We start from the raw sequence: 18,891 nt of genomic DNA, 5'->3' as shown, positions 1-18,891 counted from the left end.
AAGCTAAACACTTACCTAAAATCTATTGGCAGCAATTACCAATTACCAATTACTGATTAGCCAACATGAAAACCATTAATTGGAAGTATTTAAAATATCTCTTTTTGCTTGGCCCAGTTCTAACAATTACGGGTCTAGTTGCTGGATTGGTATCCAGTAGCTGGGGTTCTGTGCCCGTAGGTTTAATCGTTGCTGGAGTTGTAATTATTGGGTTATGGCTGCTATCTTTGGGCGGTTCGCCAAATGGCTTTTGGGGACGCCGGTCAACTCAGGCGGGAACCAATGCTCTAGCAGCAACACTGGCGGTTTTGGTGATTTTGGGGCTGATTAATTTTCTGGGTGTTCGCCGTGTTGTGCGAGTGGATTTAACGGAAAATCAGCTATTTACCCTTGCCCCCCAGTCGCAGCAATTAGTGCAAAATTTATCGCAGCCAGTCAAGTTGTGGGTATTTGAAGAAAATCCGAATCCTCAAGACCAACAATTGTTGGAAAATTACCGACGATATGGCTCTCAATTTAGTTTTGAATTTGTCGATCCGCAACTGCGACCCGGACTGGCTCAAAGGTTTAACCTTCAATCTCTAGGGGAAGTTTATCTGGAATCGGAGGGACGACGAAAGCTCATCCAGACAGTGAATCCGCAGCGCGGGGAGAGCCTTTCAGAAACAGTGGTGACGAATGCGATCGCCCAAATTACGAGCGATCGCGTTGGCAAGGTTTACTTCCTCCAAGGTCACGGCGAACGGCCCTTACAAGCGGCGCAAGGAAGCATCTCTCAGGCGGTGACTAGCCTAGGAGAGAAAAGCTACACCACTCAACCCCTAGATTTGGCGAAAACTCCAGGAATCCCCCAAGATGCTGACCTCATCGTCATTGCTGGCCCCAAACGGGCACTGTTTGCAGCTGAAGTCACCGCTTTGAGCGATTACCTGAAGCGCGGCGGTAGGCTACTGGTGATGGTAGACCGGAATACCAATCCCGGTCTGGATAACTTGCTTAAAGATTGGGGCGTGAGGCTGGATAATCGTCTTGCCATTGACTTGTCCGGCGGTCAGGCGGGACTGAGTCCGGCGGTGATTATGGTGACGCGCTACGGTCAACATCCGATTACGAAAGATTTTCAGGATGGTCGTTCTTTCTACCCGTTTGCACGACCGATTGAAGTGACTCCCATCGCCGGTATCCAGGCGACGCCTTTGCTGGTGACAAATGACCAGAGTTGGGCTGAGAGCAATCCCGAAAGCGATCGCTTGCAGTTTGATCCCGAAAGCGATCGCCAAGGGCCTTTAATTCTCGGCGTCGCCCTAAGTCGCGTCTATCCTCCCCAAAGTGTGTCTGCACCATCCCCAACTCCAACAGCAACTCCAGGGGCGACTCCAGGAGCAACCGCTAGCCCCACCCCCAGTGCGTCCCCAAGCCCAACAGCGACGACATCAGCTTCTCCCAGCCCAACCGCAACTGCTAGCCCCAGCCCGTCCCCAACTCCAACGGCGACGACATCAGCTTCTCCCAGCCCAACCGCAACTACTAGCCCCAGCCCGTCCCCAACTCCAACGGCGACGACATCAGCTTCTCCCAGCCCAACCGCAACTGCTAGCCCTAGCGCGTCCCCAAGCCCAACCAACTCACCGGCAAAGACGGCAAATGCTGACCAAAAACCAGCAGAATCCCGTCTAGTTGTCCTCGGTAATTCTGATTTTGCTAGCGATGGTTTATTCGAGCAGCAACTCAATGGAGATGTATTCCTCAACTCCGTCAGCTGGTTAAGCAAACAGGATGAGCAACTTTTATCCATCCGTCCCAAAGAAGTAAAAGACCGTCGCATCAACTTGTCCCAAGACCAAGCCAATCTAGTGGGTTGGATAGCTGTGTTGATTATGCCCTTAATCGGGTTCCTTACAGCCGGACTGGTTTGGTGGTTCAGACGTTAGTAATTTCAGATTTTGGATTTAATCTAAAATCAACTCGCGTGTTGATTATGAAGCTAAAACGAACAACTTGGATTCTGATATTGTTGGCGCTGAGTTTGGGGGGATTCGTTTATTTTTATGAAATTAAAGGTGCCCCCCAGCGAGAAGCAGCACAGGCAAAACAAAAGGAAATCTTTTCTTTTGAAAAAGACCAGATACAGGCTTTGACAGTTAAAAGTCAGGAACAAACCTTGAAGTTTGAGCGAGTCACGCAGGAAGCTGTGGACAAGACGAGTATTTCTCAATGGCAGATGAAATCGCCCAGCGACGTCCCAGCCAGCGATCCATCTGTTTCATACTTGCTAAATTTACTGGTAGATGGCAAGAGCGATCGCACCCTCTCCATCTTCCCTAACCAGCTACAAGAATATGGACTCGACAAACCCCAAGCGACGGTAGAAGTAAGGCTAAATAATCAGCAAACTCATCAGATAATTTTGGGTAAGCCTAACTTCAATAGTAGTTTCTTGTATGCTCAAGTTGACCCCCCTGCACAGACCCCTCAGCAGCTAGAGGTGCTTTTAGTCCCGATAGACTTTGAGTATGGTGTAAAACGTCCTCTGTCAGAATGGAAAGCCAAGGAAGCGGTTCAAAAAAATAGTCCGGATAAAACCTCTGACAAAGCAACACCCTCTCAGTCACCTCAGCCGAGTCCGTCTTCTTCTCCAGCAAGTAAAAAAGATACTTCCGGCAAAAATTCAGACAAAGCAACACCCTCTCAGTCACCTCAGCCGAGTCCTTCTCCTTCCCCGGAAATTAAGAAAGATACTTCCGGCAAAAACTCAGACAAAGCAACACCCTCTCAGTCAAATAAACCTAGTCCCTCCCCCTCTCCAAAAACTACTAAAAACCAGCCTGCTGAAAAAGCAACACCGTCTAAGTCAGATAAGCCGACTCCTTCTCCTTCCCCAGCAAGTCAGAAAGATACTTTAGACAAAAAACCAGACAAAGCAATACCCGCTAAGTCACCTCAGCCCAGCCCCTCTCCTTCACCAAAAAATAGTAAAACTGAGACTTCAAAAACCGAAAAGTCACCTCAGCCTAGCCCCTCTCTCTCACCATGAACAGCCCCACCGCAACGCTGCTAGTTTCCTGCCCCGATCGACGAGGATTGGTGGCAAAAATTGCTAATTTTATCTACGCTAATGGCGGTAATATTATTCATGCCGATCAGCACACCGATTTTGCGGCTGGGTTATTTCTCACCCGAATTGAGTGGCAGTTAGAAGATTTTAATCTACCGCGTGAGTTGATTGGTCCAGCATTTAACGCGATCGCGCAACCTTTACAAGCCAACTGGCAGCTGCACTTTTCCGACACAGTACCCCGTATTGCCATCTGGGTAAGCAAACAAGATCATTGTCTCTTTGACCTAATTTGGCGTCATAGAGCAAAAGAATTCTCCGCCGAAATTCCACTAATTATCAGCAACCATCCCGATTTACAAGATGTAGCCGCTCAATTTGGCATCGACTATCATCACATTCCGATTACCAAAGAAACAAAATCACAGCAGGAAGCCAAACAATTAGAATTACTGCGGCAATACAACATTGATTTAGTTGTGCTGGCAAAATATATGCAAGTCGTCAGCCCTGATTTTATTAGTCAATTTCCGCAAATTATTAATATTCATCACTCATTCTTACCTGCATTTGTAGGAGCTAATCCCTACCATAAAGCCTACGAACGCGGCGTCAAAATTATCGGTGCAACGGCTCACTATGTCACCGCCGACTTGGATGCAGGCCCCATTATTGAGCAAGATGTAGTGCGAGTCAGCCATCGAGATGAGGTTGACGATTTGATTCGCAAAGGCAAAGATTTAGAGCGAGTGGTATTAGCGAGAGCAGTGCGATCGCACTTGCGAAATCGCGTGCTGGTATACGGGAATCGCACAGTAGTCTTTGAGTAAGCGATCGCACTTAAAGGGTGCAAGGATTTTACTATTGAGTTGGCAAAGGCTTAGGCGAAGCTATAGGCTTTTTAGTTGGCACGACTTTAGGCGAAGATGTAACCTTTTCCGGAATAGTTAATCTCTCTAAATTACGTTCAATACCAGTAATGCGCGTAGCATCAAAGCCAATGGGAATTTTATTTAATTCAGCCATTTTCTTGTCTACATAATGAATAAAGCGACTCGTTTCCGTGGGACTAAACGCATCGGGTTTTTCCGGATCGCCACCAATAGTTCCACCAGTAGCTAAGTAGCTGCGTACCTCGTTTCTTAAAGAAATATGTTCCAGATATAAATCCCGACTTGCTGCGCTACTTTCATCATGCTTAAAAATTCCCGGTAAATCTCCGAAATAAATTACAGCACTAGAAGTAACAATAAAAACATTAATTAAACCATTATTTGCTTTCTCCCATCCTACCTTACTAATAAAAAACAAACAAATTCCAGCCACTAAAGCAGAAGCTGAGGTCAGGGAAATTGAGATGTAGTAGTGCTTGTAGAAAAAGACCATCATCGCCGAATATCGATTAATTCGTGACTGAATTTCATTAAGTTGTTCGGTTAGTCTGGCTCTGTCAGAGGCGCTGGGTTTTAAACCATTATCAACTGGGGTAAGTTCTTTTTGAGGACTTAGCCAATTATTTGCTGTTTTATCTGCTTCCCACTCCAGCGAAAAGTAACCAAGTCCAATTAGGGTTAGCAAACCGCTTGTAATTAAAAAATGTCCTAAAAGAGTTGGTTGTTGATTCTGCTTCCCCTTAAATGTATTCCAGAAAAATTCGCGGAATCCGCTCCTATTCGGAGGAGGATTTACTATGCTAGTTTGGACAGATGAGTTTGTCTCTACCTTAGGATTTTCGGAATTGTCTGCTAACGTCATTTTTTAACCTTATAAGATACAAAATTTTTAAAGAAGGTATGCGATCGCTACGCAAGCTTTTAACGGAATTTGCTAAGGTGGGCAGCGATCGCCCTAATAGCTAGCCTGGGAACTGCTTCACTAAGTCATCTCCGGGAATGATTGTTGTCACGAATCTGTATTCTTTATTGAGCTGGTAACGCTTATCCTGCTTAATCAGTGCCATAAAATCCCTGTGACCTTGCCGGGTGCGTCCTACAAGACAACCAGCACCAGCGTAGCCGATGTCATTGCGCGGATAGTCAAACCCATAGTGCTGATTGATGTCAAACATCCCTGTGTCCAGAAAGTCGCCTTTACGAATAAAGTCTTTGTTTTTGTCCCGGTAAACGGAGACGGGTGACACCTGCTCCAAGGCTTCATGTGGCTCAGCACCACTACCCCAATGAGTACCGACTTTCCAGGCTTTATACTGCCCAAAAGCAATCCGAGCGGCTCCGAATTCTTTGGCTCGTCCTTTCATTGGATTCAGGGTGTAAGCAGTACCGGGTTCTGTGGTTCCTTCCCAGTTTTGCCTGAGAATTGGCACTTCATTCGGAATCTCAATCACCATGCGGCGGTCGTTGAAATGATTGGGAGCATCGCTATTTAGGCTGCCGTCCGCATCCAGGTCCTCAACATAAACAATGTTGTACCTTTGCGGTCCTACCGAAACGCGGTAGTTCATTTTCAACATATAGCGGATGATGCGGGCTTCCAAATTATTTTTGGTTAGATCCACTTCAGGCTTAGGGACGACTGAGGGAGGAGTTTCAATCAATAACCTGGCTGTTACTAACCCAAGAAACCCTCTTTCCTCAGCCACTGCTGGCTCAGACGACTTCATTGCATCCTGAAACTCAATCAGAGCGTTAGAAGAAATCGGACCAAACTTGCCATCAGTAGGTGGATCGAGAAACTTAAGCCAAATTAAAACCTCTTGAATATGTGTGGCTAATTCTTCGTCAGCAGCGATCGCTTCGATGCCATAGTCCACACTTTGGTTATTTAGTCGGGCCTGGTAGAAAGTTTGCAAACGCATGGCTCTAAACCTCCAAAAGAATAGGTGATATGAGTGCTAAAAAAAGATAGTCAGCAAGCGTTAAATCCCTAATCAACGCTCTGGGATTAACGCTTTAATCAATTGCAAAGTTTGTACTTAAGGCGGAAGGAATATCCAAAAACCACTGCGCTATTTCTGGCGAGTTTTATTCCTAAAAATGGCTAAGCGATCTTTGGACTAAGTTCTTAGGACTATTCAAAGGATGGGTGCTGCTGCAACAGGAGTTGTCGATGCTGGCTGTGAAGAACCGCTCAATGGCGTCCAACCTGGTAGCTTCTTGTGTGCATCCAGCGCCGCCCAAGTCAGCGGTCCTACATCACCATCGTCATTCAGTCCCACGCTTCTTTGAAACTTCATGATGATGCGCTCTGTTGCTGAATCAAAATCGTTATTAACAGTGAGAGGCTCAAACCCACAGCCATTAACTGTATGTTGAGCAACACCCACCCAAAACCCTTTGTCACCAAAGCGGAGGATCGGTCGTTGCCCTTTCGTCAGTGGCGGTACAGCAGGTTGTACTGGATCGAAGCTGATATGTCCGAGGTGTTCGATTCGCTTGAGGATGGCAGCGACTCCTACCTGCAAAGAACCTGCATTTGGATCGAAGCGACCATCTGCGGTGAACTTACCTTTAGTCCAGTGATTAGTCTTAGACCAAAGATAAGGCGAACGTCGTGGCGGTGTCGAGTTGCGTCCTGCACCTGTCTGATAACCCCAGCCGTTATATCTCTCGCAGTACCAAAGAATTTCTTCCGGAGTATCTAAGAAATTGACCTCATCTGTGCGTTTCATTGCCAAAGCATCAGCCGCCGACTCTTCCCAGGTAAAGGGAGGAGATCCTAAAATTGGTCTTCCATCTGGAACGTTCCTAGTTCTAGAACTGAGGGGATCGCCGTTGTGGAGATGTCCATTGAAGGAAAGCGAAGCTTCAAGACTATGAATAGCAGCAATGACTGGCCACCACACACCACTTTCGCGCTGCGCCTGTTCGTATCGACCTCGGTTGGACATAATCTTAGAAACAACTGCATCAGTGGCGCTTAAATCAGTTATTTGAACGGTGCGCCAAAGTTGCTGATAAGTATCTTTCACTTCTGTAAATCGCATTGCTTCTCCTTTTGCTTGACCAAGGTTTTCGTTTGTGCATAAGCCCAAGTTAAGCTTTCCGTACTAGGCTTGACAGTCGGAAAATGTCATGAGAAGTGTCATATCGATGTCAGATAAATGTTATAAAAATGGCAGAATATATACTGGCAATCTCGTATACAAAAAGCCAGGACTGATTTAATAGAGGGAATTCCAAGCTTTTACACGTAATCCTTAAGAGAGTATTTGAAGTTAGATTCCTTAGCGACCTAAATCGGGCAATGCAGCTACGACCTCTTATTTGTCGGATTAAAATCGCTCAAATTTACTTCTGAGGCAAGTTTTAATTAAATGACTGTTGAAGAAGCGCTAGAAATTGTAGAGAGCGTTCTAGCTCAAAGACGCTTAAACAAAGTTCAAAAAATCGTCTTTGAGGAATCTTGGGAAGGGCAGTCTTACGAGGAGATTGCAAAAAAAAATACTTACGATCCTGGCTATGTTAGGGATGCTGGTTCTAAGTTGTGGAAGTTACTCTCAGAGGCATTTGGAGAGAAGGTAACAAAAAATAATTTGCAGTCAGTCTTGAAGGGGTATTCGCGCCGCGTCTTGTCATTGCAGCAGATGCCAGAAGTGGTGTCTAATTCGATTGCTCCTTTAATAGCGATCGCTCATAAACGTCAAGATTGGGGAGAAGCGGTTGATGTATCGCTTTTCTATGGACGCACAGAAGAACTCGCCACCCTAGAACAGTGGATCGTGAGCGATCGCTGTCGTCTAGTAGCATTACTGGGCATGGGCGGTATTGGTAAAACTTCTCTATCTGTGAAGCTGGTAGAACAAATTCACAATGAGTTTGATTATCTGATCTGGCGAAGTCTCCGCAATGCCCCACCCGTTCAAGATATTCTGGCAGACATCATCAAATTCCTATCCAACCAACAAGAAACTGATTTACCAGAAACCGTAGACGGTAAAGTATCGCGGCTGATTGAGTATTTACGCTCATCGCGCTGTCTGCTGGTACTGGATAATGTTGAGTTGATTTTACGTGAGGGCGATCGCGCTGGACATTACCGAGAAGAATACGAGGGTTATGGACAGCTATTAAGATGTGTGGCAGAAACAAACCATCAAAGCTGCTTGGTGCTAACCAGTCGGGAGAAACCCAAAGGAATAGCATCCAAGGAAGGCAAAACATTGCCAGTTAGAGCTATGCAACTAGCTGGTTTGACAGAAGTAGAAGGGTATAAAATTTTTCATGCCAAAGGTTTCTTAGTTTCAGAAGAAGAGCTAAAACTCCTAATGACTCGTTATCGAGGCAATCCACTAGCCTTGAAGATAGTTGCTACGACTATTCAAGAGTTATTTGATGGTAATATTTCTCAATTTCTAGAACAAGGCACATCAGTTTTTGGTGATATTTGGGATCTTTTAGACCATCAGTTTAATCGCTTGTGTACTTTAGAAAAGCAGATTATGTACTGGCTGGCAATCAATCGAGAGTGGGTTTCGCTACTAGAACTGCGAGAGGATATTGTACCACCAGTATCGCAACGTGAACTATTGGAAGCGCTGGAATCTCTACAACGGCGATCGCTGATAGAGAAAAAATCAGCAACTTTTACGCAACAGCCTGCGGTTATGGAATATATGATCAACCGTTTAATTGAGCAGGTCTGCGAAGAAATTAAAAACAAACAAATAAAATTATTCAACAGCTATGCTCTCATTAAGGCTCAAACAAAAGACTACATTAGAGACGCTCAGTTACACTTTATAGTTCAACCACTGCTAGATAGGTTGACGGCTATCTTTCGGTACGAAAACAAGATTATAGATTGTTTATCTAAAACTTTATTCACATTGCGAGATAATTTGCCTATAGAACCAGGATATGTAGGGGGAAATCTTCTCAATCTACTTTGTCAACTACAGACAGATTTAAGTGGTTACGATCTTTCCTATCTAACTGTTTGGCAAGCTTATCTGAGGAATGTAAGTTTACATTATGTTAATTTCCAGAATGCCGATTTAGCTAAATCAGTTTTTACTGAAACCTTCGGCAGCATTTTGTCAGTTGCCTTTAGTCCAGATGGAAAACTTTTAGCTACAGCAGGTGAGACTGGCGAGATTCACCTGTGGCAAGTTTCAGATATGAAGCCACTTTTGACCTGTAAAAGTCATCTCCGTTGGATACTGTCAATCGCCTTTAGCCCGGATGGTCAAATCTTAGCCAGTTCCAGTGACGACCGAACGGTGAAGCTGTGGGATGTCCGTGACGGTAAGTGCCTGAGAACTTTGGAAGGTCATAGCAGTTGGGCTTGGTCAATTGCCTTTAGCCCAGATGGTCAAATCTTAGCGAGTTCCAGTGATGATAGAACGATTAAGCTATGGGATGTCCACACGGGTGAAGTTTTAAAAACTTTGCAGGGACACGGGAGTTTAGTTCGTACAGTTACCTTTAGCCCCGATGGTCGCACCTTAGCCACTGGCAGTAATGACTGCACTGTAAAGTTATGGGATGTTAGCACGGGGAGCAGAGGGTTTGAAACTCACCCTTACAAAACCTTGGAGGGACATACTCATTGGGTACAGTCAATTGCTTTTAGTCCTGATGGTCGCACCTTAGCCACTGGCAGCGATGATTGCACTGTAAAGTTGTGGGATGTCAGTAAGAGTAGGGGCGAGTTTCAAACTCGCCCCTACAAAACTTTGGAGGGACATACTTCTTTAGTGCAATCAATTGCTTTGAGTCCTGATGGTCGTACCCTAGCGAGTAGCAGTCACGACCAGACAGTAAAGCTGTGGGATACCACTACCGGACAATGCCTTAAAACTTTGCAAGGACACGCGAGTCAGGTTTGGTCAGTTGCCTTTAGTCCCGATGGTCGTACCTTAGCGAGTGGCAGTGACGACCGAACGGTAAAGTTATGGGATGTCCACATGGGTCAAGTTTTGAGAACTCTATGGGGATACACGAATCGAGTGCGATCGGTCGCCTTCTGTCCTCAAGGTAAGACCTTAGCGAGTGGTAGTGGTGACGCTACAGTGAAGTTGTGGAATGTTTCGGATGGTGTAAAGACCCTGCATACAACGTCTCTACAAACTTTGCAGGGGCATAGTCACTGGGTGTTGTCAGTTACCTTTACTCCTCAAGGTAAAACCTTGGCTACTGCTAGCTGCGATCGCACTATCAGGCTGTGGGATGTCAGTAGCGGTCGATGCCTCAAAATATGCCGAGGGCATACCAACTGGGTATTGTCAGTTGCTTTTAGTCCTCAAGGTAAGACTCTGGTTAGTAGCAGTGGCGACCGTACCGTCAGGTTGTGGGATGTCGGTAGCGGTGAATGTCTGAAAACTTTGCAGGAGTTTACTAACTGGGTTTGGTCAGTTGTGTTTGACCCGGAAGGGAAAACTTTGGCGACTGGGAGTGGAGATCGCACTGTCAGGTTGTGGGATGTCAGTAGCGGTGAATGTTTGAAAACTTTGCAAGGGCATACCAACGGGGTTTGGTCTGTTGCCTTTAGTCGAGATGGTCAAATTCTCGCGAGTGCTAGCGATGACCGGACTGTCAGGTTGTGGGATGTCAGTAGCGGTGAATGTTTGAAAACTTTGCAAGGGCATACCAACGGGGTTTGGTCTGTTGCCTTTAGTCGAGATGGTCAAATTCTCGCGAGTGCTAGCGATGACCATACTGTCAGGTTGTGGGATGTCAGTACAGGGCAATGCTTGAAAACGTTGCAGGGACATACCAATGGAGTTTGGTCAGTTGTCTTCAGTCCAGATGGACAAATACTCGCGAGTGCTGGGCAAGATGAAATGATTAAGCTTTGGGATGTAGCGACAGGCGAATGCGTGAACACCTTGAGAAGTGAAAGACCCTACGAAGGTATGAATATTACTGGCGTTACAGGTTTAACAGACGCGCAGAAAGCGACCCTGAAAGCGCTGGGGGCAGTAGCGTTGGAATGATATTTTCCTCATCTTCTGCAATCCTGGGTGTAATTATATTCGCCTGTAACTCCGACTAGAAATGACTTTCTCCTAAATCGCCTTTGCCCCTCTGCCTGGAAAGCCCTGCTTTTCCGGATGGAGTGTCACAAGTTCGTATTTATATGAATAACTCCCGACGTTGATCCTTCGATTCGCTACATTGGTGTAGAACGCCATTTAGCATTCCGCCGCAAGCGGGAACCATTGTCAAAGTGGCAGCGTCTTGGAGGGTTAGGATGTTTTAACCCCTATATCCATCCATGACTCAATCGATTCCTGTATCCTGGTCAACAGCTGAAGCAACGGTTTCTCAAGCGCCGGTGCAACCTGAAAAACTGTCAAACTACGATCTAATTCTGCATTGTCAGGCGGGGCTGCGTCCTGACCGCGCTGCCTTTGCCGAACTTTTGCGCCGGTATCAGTCTCATGTCGATAAGATTTTGTACCATCTGGCTCCAGATTGGCAGGATCGGGCAGATTTAGCTCAAGAAGTCTGGATTCGGGTTTACCGCAATATTAAGCGGTTGCAGGAGCCAGTCAAGTTCCGGGGATGGTTGAGCCGGATTGCCACGAACCTGTTTTATGATGAGCTGCGTAAACGCAAACGGGTGTCTCATCCGCTGTCGTTAGATGCACCTCGCCTGATGGATGACGGCGAAATGGATTGGGAAATTGCATCTGACAATCCAAGTCCCGACGAAGACATGACGACGCGGGAATTTTATGAGCAGCTGCATGAAGCGATCGCCGATCTGCCAGAGGTGTTTCGCACTACCATCGTCCTGAGAGAAATCGAAGGCATGGCTTATGAAGAAATTGCCGAAATCACAGGTGTCTCCCTGGGAACGGTAAAATCTAGAATTGCTAGAGCGCGTCAGCGTCTGCAATCTCAGCTGCAAAACTACCTAGACGGAAATTAATCTAACTTAGGGATAGAATCTGGTTTCAGCTATTCGGTGGATTCGTACCTCCGGGGTTGCCGATTATCTTTAAAGCAGTAGGATAGCCTTCCTTGTTCGCTGAAGTGCTGCAAGGTGTGGCTTCCAAGAAACGATTTCAGATAGGTCGTGAAAAAAGGGTAGATTTTTACTGGGTGCGATCGCTTGCTAAAAACTAGACTAAGCATAAATAGTTAAGTCCACCCTTGGTTGTCACGGATTAAGTCAGCTCCCCATTACTTGTGTTTTACTTCTTGGCAAAACAGTTAAGATTGTAATGAAATACAAGTTTCTACGTATATACTGAATGTGGCAAAGATTAGTGACTGCTCTGCTTTCCTATTGTGTGACTTGCTGGTGATGTGAAAATGACCTCTGATTTGAACAATCGTAAGGATTCTGGACAGCGGTGCCCTGCAAACGCACAAGTCTCTAAGGAGATGGATATTTTGCAACGCGATCGCTTTGAATTGCTCAGTGCCTACTTAGATAGTGAAGTAACCGCTGACGAGCGCAAACAAGTTCAGGAATGGCTTAAAAGTGACCCCAAAATGCAGTGTTTGTATACCAGACTGGTGAAATTACGCCAGGGTTTACAAACAATTCCCGTTCCAGAGTCCGAGCAATCAGCAGAACAGGCTGTTAATCAAGTTTTCGGACGCATCAACCGCCGCCGCTCCCAACGGGTTGCTGCATGGGGTGGCGCAGCGATCGCAGCTTTGTTTGTCGGCGCTTTGTCAGGAATTCTTCCGGGTAATCACTCCCTGAGTCCCCAACTAGCAAAAGCTCCCATTTCAGAGACAGCAGCAGAGCCTTTGATGGTTGCCCTGAATCATCCCGCAGTGGAGATTCCCAAAGCAGCAGTCGCGGCTCCAGAAAAATTTGTGAAGCCATCAGTAGATGGATCTGACGCCAAGGGATATCAGAATTAATCCGCTTTGACTTAAAAAATATTGAGCAATGAGTGATGAGTTTTGGAATGAACTCATCACTCATTGTTTTTTAAGCGGCTCCACCATCCAGAGGTCAGCAGAATCCCTTTTTGGCGTCTAACCCGATCAACGCTCATCAAGTAAGCCCAAGCTATTGCTAGTGGCTGCCCAGATGGTTTATAGGTCTCAATTTGATGCCGGTTATATTCATTTTGTGCTTCTGGACGGCTAAGGTCATAACCTTCCAGCTTATCAAGTGTCTGTAGCACAGTTGAATCGGGAAACGTGAGTAAAAACCCGTGAATTTTTGCATTGCCAGGGAGCATCGCGGGATACCCTGCTGGGAGGGAAAAAAGTTCGCCGAATGCGATCGCTCTTTTTTCTTCCATTACCTTTCCAGCACAGTATCGCTCGTAATTGCACTCTCCCGGTTTCAAAGTGCCGTAAACAAAAACTTGTAAATTACTCAAAATCTACTTGCTATAGATATGTAAAAGATTGCTGCTAAAAAAATATTACTCTTACTTAACACCGTAACGTAATTTAAAATGATTTATTAACTCCTATTCTTACTCTTTTTTCACGTTCTATATCGCTAATACATATAGGCTATCGTCCTTCGAGCATGGCAACGCGATCGCTAGTGGGTTCTAAGGGCAAAACGCAGGCTCCGCAAACGCAGTTTTTTCAAAAAATATCCACTCACTCAAATAGGATTGCAATAAACACTGATTATCCTTAGTGCAGTTCAGCTCCTATCTGCGTAGGATGTGGATATCTTCAGCGTCAGCAAAAGATAGAAAAATTTAAATCGATAGTGTAGCCTACCGTCCAGACTATGGTGAACAGTTGTGTCAGAATATTGAGGCAAACACGATTACTAATCCCGCAGGAGTTTTTTCCGTGGAGTCCCGTTACAACCCAGCAGCAATCGAGGAAAAGTGGCAACAGACTTGGGCAGAACAAAGCTTAGATCAAACCCCCACAGATAGCACTAAGCCCAAGTTCTATGCTCTGTCCATGTTCCCCTATCCATCGGGCAGCCTGCACATGGGACACGTCCGCAACTACACCATCACGGATGTGATTGCCCGACTCAAGCGGATGCAAGGGTATCGCGTACTCCATCCGATGGGTTGGGATGCCTTTGGTTTGCCAGCCGAAAATGCCGCTATTGACCGGGGTATTGCTCCCGGAAAATGGACTTATCAAAATATTGCTCAGATGCGGCATCAATTGCAGCAGTTAGGGCTTTCAATTGACTGGAACCGCGAAGTTGCTACCTGTTCGCCGGATTATTACAAGTGGACGCAGTGGATCTTCTTGCAGTTTTTAAAAGCCGGACTGGCTTACCAAAAAGAAGCCGCCGTTAATTGGGACCCCATCGACCAGACGGTGCTGGCAAATGAACAAGTCGATAGCGAGGGCAAATCTTGGCGTTCCGGTGCCAAAGTCGAACGGAAAATGTTGCGGCAGTGGTTCCTAAAAATTACCGACTACGCCGAGCAATTGCTCAACGATTTGGACAAATTGAGCGGATGGCCCGAACGAGTCAAGTTGATGCAGGCGAACTGGATTGGTAAATCCACTGGCGCTTACCTAGAATTTCCGATTGTCGGGTTGGATGAAAAAATTGGGGTTTTCACCACTCGTCCCGATAACGTCTATGGCGTGACTTACGTGGTGCTAGCGCCAGAACATCCTTTTACTGCCAAAGTGACAACTCCAGACCGAGAAGAGGCGGTAGAAGTATTTATCCAAGAAGTCGCCCAACAAAGCGAATTGGAACGCACCGCAGAGGATAAGCCAAAGCGCGGTATTCCGACTGGCGGGAAGGCGATGAATCCTTTTACGGGAGAAGAGATTCCCATCTGGATTGCCGATTATGTATTGTACGAGTACGGAACTGGCGCGGTGATGGGTGTTCCAGCCCACGACACGCGGGACTTCCGGTTTGCTAAGGAGCAGAATCTCCCCGTTCAGGTTGTAATTGTGCCGCCAGGAGATGATGTAGAGACGGGAAATATCGCATCTCTACAGGAGGCTTATACCGAACCAGGAATTGTGGTGAATTCAGACCAATTTAATGGGATGGATTCAATTAAAGCGAAGACAGGGATTGTTGAGTACGCGGAAAAAGAGGGTTGGGGGAAAGCGCGGGTGCAGTATCGCCTGCGGGATTGGTTAATTTCGCGGCAACGCTATTGGGGGGCACCCATTCCGGCAATTCACTGTCCCAGCTGCGGTACGGTGCCGGTGCCGGATGAAGACTTGCCGGTTCGATTGCCGGAAGAGGTAGAATTCACGGGTCGCGGGGCGTCTCCGTTGGCTCAGATGGAAGCTTTTGTCAATGTCCCTTGTCCCGCTTGCGGCACCCCAGCTAAGCGGGAGACGGACACGATGGATACATTTATTGATTCGTCGTGGTATTTCTTGCGCTATCCCGATGCGAAGAACGAACAGCAAGTTTTCGACCCAGCAAAAACCAATGACTGGATGCCCGTAGACCAGTATGTGGGCGGGATTGAACACGCGATTTTGCACTTGTTGTACTCGCGGTTTTTTACCAAGGTTTTGAGAGACTGCGGTCTTTTAAACTTTGACGAACCCTTCCAACGCCTGCTAACTCAGGGCATGGTGCAGGGCACTACTTACAAAAATCCTGTCACTGACAAATACATTCCAGGGGCACAGGTAGACCCAGCCGATCCAAAAGACCCAGAAACGGGCGAACCGTTGCAAGTCTTCTATGAAAAGATGTCCAAGTCGAAGTACAACGGCATCGATCCAGAGGAAGTCCTCGCCAAGTACGGGGCAGATACAGCGCGGATGTTTATCTTGTTCAAGGCACCCCCAGAAAAAGATTTGGAATGGGATGATGCCGACGTTGAAGGACAATTTCGCTTCCTCAACCGCGTCTGGCGACTGGTGGCAGAATTTGTCGCACAGAGTCCCTCTAGCTCCCCTGACAAAGGCGGGGAGATGAATAAGGGCGAAAAAGACTTGCGACGGGCAATTCACGGTGCGATTCAAGCCGTTACGGAAGATTTAGAAGGCGAGTATCAATTCAATACAGCAATTTCCGAGTTAATGAAGTTGAGCAATGCTTTAGCTGACGCCAAATGCAAAGACTCGCCAGTATATGCCGAAGGGATAGAAACTCTGATTCACTTGATGGCTCCCTTTGCCCCTCACATTGCTGAAGAACTGTGGCACACAATCGGTCACAGCGATTCGGTACACACCCAAACTTGGCCTACCGTCGATCCGGCTGCCTTGGTGGTCGATGAAATCACGCTGGTGATTCAAGTCATGGGCAAAACCCGTGGGGCGATTCAAGTGCCCGCTGATGCGAATCGGGAAGCTTTAGAACAGTATGCCCGCGAGTCAGAAGTTGCTCAGCGGTTCATCGAAGGCAAGGAAATTAAAAAGGTGATTGTAGTGCCTGGAAAGTTAGTGAATTTTGTGGTGGGTTGAAAAGAGACTACGCGATCGCCCTCTTGCCATCTCGGTTCAGAAAAAGAGTGCGATCGCAATTCCATTCAATTATCAAAGCTTCCAGTCTTCTTCAATAATCTTCGTGCTTGAACTTCTCAAAGTCTTTGGGCGAAACTTGTTCTTCAGCAGCTGCCTGACCAATCTTGCTCTGGACTAGATTGCTCTGGAATCAGAAGAAAGTTTTGATAAAACTGGTTGCAAGTCTAAAAATCACCCATTCAGGTGAGTCAGCTGGATGAAGTACTCAAGTGTCTGGGATAAGAGAATTTGGTGTTACGCAAGGCACGATGTCACATCAAATGTTTTGGTAAGGTTTATTAGGAGTTGGGGTAGCGATCGGGATGAAAAGCGTATGCATTTTTTGCGGTTCCAATAAAGGCTTACGACCCGCCTACGCGGAGGCAGCCCAGCAAATGGGTGAAGCGCTAGCACTCCGAGGAATTAGTCTAGTCTACGGTGGTGGAAATGTTGGATTAATGGGAATAGTTGCCGATGCGGCACTAGCAGCAGGAGGTGAGGTCATTGGTGTGATTCCTAAAGCCTTAGTGGACAAGGAAATTGCTCACAGGGGTCTAACCGATCTGCGAGTTGTTGGTTCAATGCACGAGCGCAAAGCCTTAATGGCAGAACTGTCGGATGCTTTTGTGGCACTACCAGGAGGCTATGGAACGTTTGAGGAATTTTGCGAGGTGCTGACTTGGGCACAACTAGGCATACACCAAAAGCCATGCGGTCTGCTGAATATCGAGGGTTATTATGACCACCTGATTGCGTTCTTCGATCGCGCAGTTGGCGAAGCGTTTTTGCGTCCTCAGCACCGTTCGCTTGTGCTGGAAGAGCAGGAACCGATGCTACTGCTTGATACGCTGGCTGGATATCAACCGCTCTTAATCGATAAGTGGATTGGTCTTAACGAGACTTGACCAAGAAGGCGCTAGTGCAGCGACAGCAAAGTAACTGACCACTTCCTGGAAACGAGGGGATGAGGGGGTGAGGGGGTGATATCAACTGATCACTTACTTCTGCCGTGATGCACTAGGGAGTGGGGCTAGAGCGTTGGAAAGAGAAGAGGACTAGACCAAGGTGGCAGAAATAACCCAGAGGGTGAAATTCTCCTCCTCACCCTCTCACCCTTTCACCCCCTCATCAGCGCTGGAACGGGGAAACTAAGGCTTCAACTTGATCTACGCAGTCGATAGATGTCACTGAGTTTGGGTCGATGTTTGGCGGTAATTTCAACTGCTCAAAGCGTTTCTTTGTAAATGAGGTTGTATAGCGGTGATAGGTGAGCAACTTGCGGTTGGAGTCATCAACCGGCTGAGGGGGAGACGTTTCAGCATTTGAGGTACCAGTTTCTAACTGTTGCATCCCGTTAATCGAGGGTACGGAAACATCTGACAGCTCACGATTAATGTGCTCCGATCTCGGTGTATAGCCAATCAGCTTCATTAAAACGTTCTGCTCTACGTTTGCGTCTTCCATTAAGTCTCCGATTGCATAGCCCGCCCAGTTGAGCAGCGTGTATTTTTTTGCCTCACCCAACTTAATCGGCTGGTTACTGAACCCCGTACCAATTGAAATCAGCAAGAGGTTATCGGCACCCGTTTCCCAACCAATCCCATATTCTTTTTGAGTTGCTTCGACAAACAACTGAAAAGATGGGTTGTTAAACATACTCACAGCACCATCAACAAATTCATACTGTTGATTGCCGATAGCAAACATATGAGGCGGGAAAAAAGTTGGTGCAGCAGAACTTGCTCAAACGATATGCCAGAGTGGAATTTCGCTATTACTCTTGAAGAATTGGTTATTTGGATGGTTAACGAGGAACCAGGCTCCATCAGTTGTTACATTCTTGGAAACAATCATCAAGAGTGTTTTCAGTTGATCCGATCCAAGCGTGATGTCACCTAGAATAGACTTTATATTTTGCTCTAGCGGCCCTGAGAGCTGATTTATAAAGTTGATATTAAGAGGCGAGACGGCTGAGCATCAGTCGTACCATAGCGCCATAAATCATGGCTTCACTGACCTCTGGCAGTAGTTCATAATCCTTACTGAGACGGCGATAACGTCCTAACCAACCAAAAGTACGTTCTACTACCCAGCGTCTTGGTAAAACCCTAAACTCAGATTCTGTACGCTTGACCACCTCTACCTCGGCACAGCAAATACTGGCTACGGTACAAGCGAAGCGTTGACCACTATAGCCCTGGTCAACCCAAATTAATTCCAAACTAGAAGCGTCACAGCTTTCTTCCATCAATGCCGCTGCTGCTCCCACTCGGTCTTGACCGTTTGCTTCAGTCACCACCACACTCAACAGCAACCCTTGCGTGTCTACAATGATATGCCGCTTGCGTCCCTTTACTAACTTACCCCCATCGAAGCCGTACACCTCCCCCTTTTTTCCGTCGTTTTGACCGACTGGCTATCCGCAATTGCTGCACTTGGTTGAGGGTCTCTATCCACTTGTTGACGAACCTTTTGCCGCAGGTGATGATTCATCTGTTGCCAGACTCCAGTTTTCTGCCAACGACGAAAGTAAAA

Annotated in this window: 13 protein-coding genes and 1 pseudogene; 8 read left to right on the top strand and 6 right to left on the bottom strand. The window is 46.7% G+C overall.

The genetic code is table 11. From position 1 onward, the window contains the following. Positions 1–65 precede the first annotated feature (65 nt). The 3 genes from NC996_RS09240 to purU are packed head-to-tail and all read left to right on the top strand — an operon-like array spanning position 66 to position 3,885. A complete protein-coding gene (locus tag NC996_RS09240) occupies positions 66–1,931 on the top strand; it encodes a Gldg family protein (RefSeq protein WP_190689726.1) in 1,866 nt (621 codons plus the stop codon). Continuing rightward, positions 1,859–3,034 (top strand): DUF4340 domain-containing protein, encoded by a 1,176-nt coding sequence (locus tag NC996_RS09235; RefSeq protein ID WP_339380508.1) that lies wholly within the window; start codon positions 1,859–1,861, stop codon positions 3,032–3,034. Before NC996_RS09240 ends, NC996_RS09235 begins: the two co-directional genes overlap by 73 nt. Then, entirely contained in the window at positions 3,031–3,885 is an 855-nt protein-coding gene (purU, locus tag NC996_RS09230; protein ID WP_190689719.1) for a formyltetrahydrofolate deformylase, read from the top strand. The genes NC996_RS09235 and purU overlap by 4 nt, the downstream gene beginning before the upstream one ends. 31 nt (positions 3,886–3,916) lie before the next feature. Here purU and NC996_RS09225 read toward each other — a convergent pair whose 3' ends face one another. The 3 genes from NC996_RS09225 to NC996_RS09215 all read right to left on the bottom strand — a co-directional run bounded on the left by NC996_RS09225 (position 3,917) and on the right by NC996_RS09215 (position 6,998). Beyond that, a complete protein-coding gene (locus NC996_RS09225) occupies positions 3,917–4,810 on the bottom strand; it encodes a hypothetical protein (RefSeq protein ID WP_190689717.1) in 894 nt (297 codons plus the stop codon). A gap of 100 nt (positions 4,811–4,910) precedes the next feature. Then, on the bottom strand, positions 4,911–5,870 hold the full coding sequence (locus tag NC996_RS09220) for a peptidoglycan-binding domain-containing protein (protein ID WP_190689714.1): 960 nt from the start codon (positions 5,868–5,870) through the stop codon (positions 4,911–4,913). A 216-nt stretch (positions 5,871–6,086) separates the two neighbouring features. Continuing rightward, positions 6,087–6,998, bottom strand: a complete 912-nt coding sequence (locus NC996_RS09215) for a peptidoglycan-binding protein (protein WP_190689711.1) — start codon at positions 6,996–6,998, stop codon at positions 6,087–6,089. A 330-nt stretch (positions 6,999–7,328) separates the two neighbouring features. Here NC996_RS09215 and NC996_RS09210 point away from each other — a divergent pair, with 330 nt between their 5' ends. The 3 genes from NC996_RS09210 (at position 7,329) to NC996_RS09200 (ending at position 12,840) form a co-directional block, all read left to right on the top strand. Further along, on the top strand, positions 7,329–10,949 hold the full coding sequence (locus NC996_RS09210; RefSeq protein WP_190689708.1) for an NB-ARC domain-containing protein: 3,621 nt from the start codon (positions 7,329–7,331) through the stop codon (positions 10,947–10,949). 281 nt (positions 10,950–11,230) lie between these two features. Continuing rightward, positions 11,231–11,890: a sigma-70 family RNA polymerase sigma factor gene (locus NC996_RS09205; RefSeq protein ID WP_190432034.1), complete on the top strand. Its 660-nt coding sequence runs from the start codon at positions 11,231–11,233 to the stop codon at positions 11,888–11,890. A gap of 386 nt (positions 11,891–12,276) precedes the next feature. Continuing rightward, positions 12,277–12,840 (top strand): Fis family transcriptional regulator, encoded by a 564-nt coding sequence (locus tag NC996_RS09200; RefSeq protein ID WP_242030352.1) that lies wholly within the window; start codon positions 12,277–12,279, stop codon positions 12,838–12,840. Between the two features lie 56 nt (positions 12,841–12,896). Here the strand turns inward: NC996_RS09200 and NC996_RS09195 are convergent, their stop codons facing one another. After that, on the bottom strand, positions 12,897–13,310 hold the full coding sequence (locus NC996_RS09195; protein ID WP_190689706.1) for a gamma-glutamylcyclotransferase: 414 nt from the start codon (positions 13,308–13,310) through the stop codon (positions 12,897–12,899). A gap of 433 nt (positions 13,311–13,743) precedes the next feature. On the opposite strand from NC996_RS09195, the gene leuS reads away from it, so the two are divergent. Beyond that, on the top strand, positions 13,744–16,317 hold the full coding sequence (gene leuS, locus NC996_RS09190; RefSeq protein WP_190689702.1) for a leucine--tRNA ligase: 2,574 nt from the start codon (positions 13,744–13,746) through the stop codon (positions 16,315–16,317). Between the two features lie 362 nt (positions 16,318–16,679). After that, a complete protein-coding gene (locus NC996_RS09185) occupies positions 16,680–17,261 on the top strand; it encodes a TIGR00730 family Rossman fold protein (protein ID WP_190677397.1) in 582 nt (193 codons plus the stop codon). A gap of 223 nt (positions 17,262–17,484) precedes the next feature. Here the strand turns inward: NC996_RS09185 and NC996_RS09180 are convergent, their stop codons facing one another. Then, positions 17,485–18,063, bottom strand: a complete 579-nt coding sequence (locus NC996_RS09180; protein ID WP_190689699.1) for a hypothetical protein — start codon at positions 18,061–18,063, stop codon at positions 17,485–17,487. Between the two features lie 247 nt (positions 18,064–18,310). Continuing rightward, positions 18,311–18,891: pseudogene (locus NC996_RS09175) on the bottom strand (IS5 family transposase); the annotation flags it as partial.

The organism is Trichocoleus sp. ST-U2, from assembly GCF_039961875.1.
In the GTDB taxonomy this organism is placed as follows: domain Bacteria; phylum Cyanobacteriota; class Cyanobacteriia; order Cyanobacteriales; family FACHB-T130; genus FACHB-T130.
The sequence above is the reverse complement of the archived record's forward strand: the minus strand, read 5'-3'. Positions and strand labels throughout refer to the sequence as shown.

Coding starts and splice junctions, on each gene's coding strand:
- NC996_RS09240 (WP_190689726.1), top strand. CDS start 66: ATGAAAACCATTAATTGGAAGTATTTAAAATATCTCTTTTTGCTTGGC.
- purU (WP_190689719.1), top strand. CDS start 3,031: ATGAACAGCCCCACCGCAACGCTGCTAGTTTCCTGCCCCGATCGACGA.
- NC996_RS09225 (WP_190689717.1), bottom strand. CDS start 4,810: ATGACGTTAGCAGACAATTCCGAAAATCCTAAGGTAGAGACAAACTCA.
- NC996_RS09220 (WP_190689714.1), bottom strand. CDS start 5,870: ATGCGTTTGCAAACTTTCTACCAGGCCCGACTAAATAACCAAAGTGTG.
- NC996_RS09215 (WP_190689711.1), bottom strand. CDS start 6,998: ATGCGATTTACAGAAGTGAAAGATACTTATCAGCAACTTTGGCGCACC.
- NC996_RS09210 (WP_190689708.1), top strand. CDS start 7,329: ATGACTGTTGAAGAAGCGCTAGAAATTGTAGAGAGCGTTCTAGCTCAA.
- NC996_RS09205 (WP_190432034.1), top strand. CDS start 11,231: ATGACTCAATCGATTCCTGTATCCTGGTCAACAGCTGAAGCAACGGTT.
- NC996_RS09200 (WP_242030352.1), top strand. CDS start 12,277: ATGACCTCTGATTTGAACAATCGTAAGGATTCTGGACAGCGGTGCCCT.
- NC996_RS09185 (WP_190677397.1), top strand. CDS start 16,680: ATGAAAAGCGTATGCATTTTTTGCGGTTCCAATAAAGGCTTACGACCC.
- NC996_RS09180 (WP_190689699.1), bottom strand. CDS start 18,063: ATGTTTGCTATCGGCAATCAACAGTATGAATTTGTTGATGGTGCTGTG.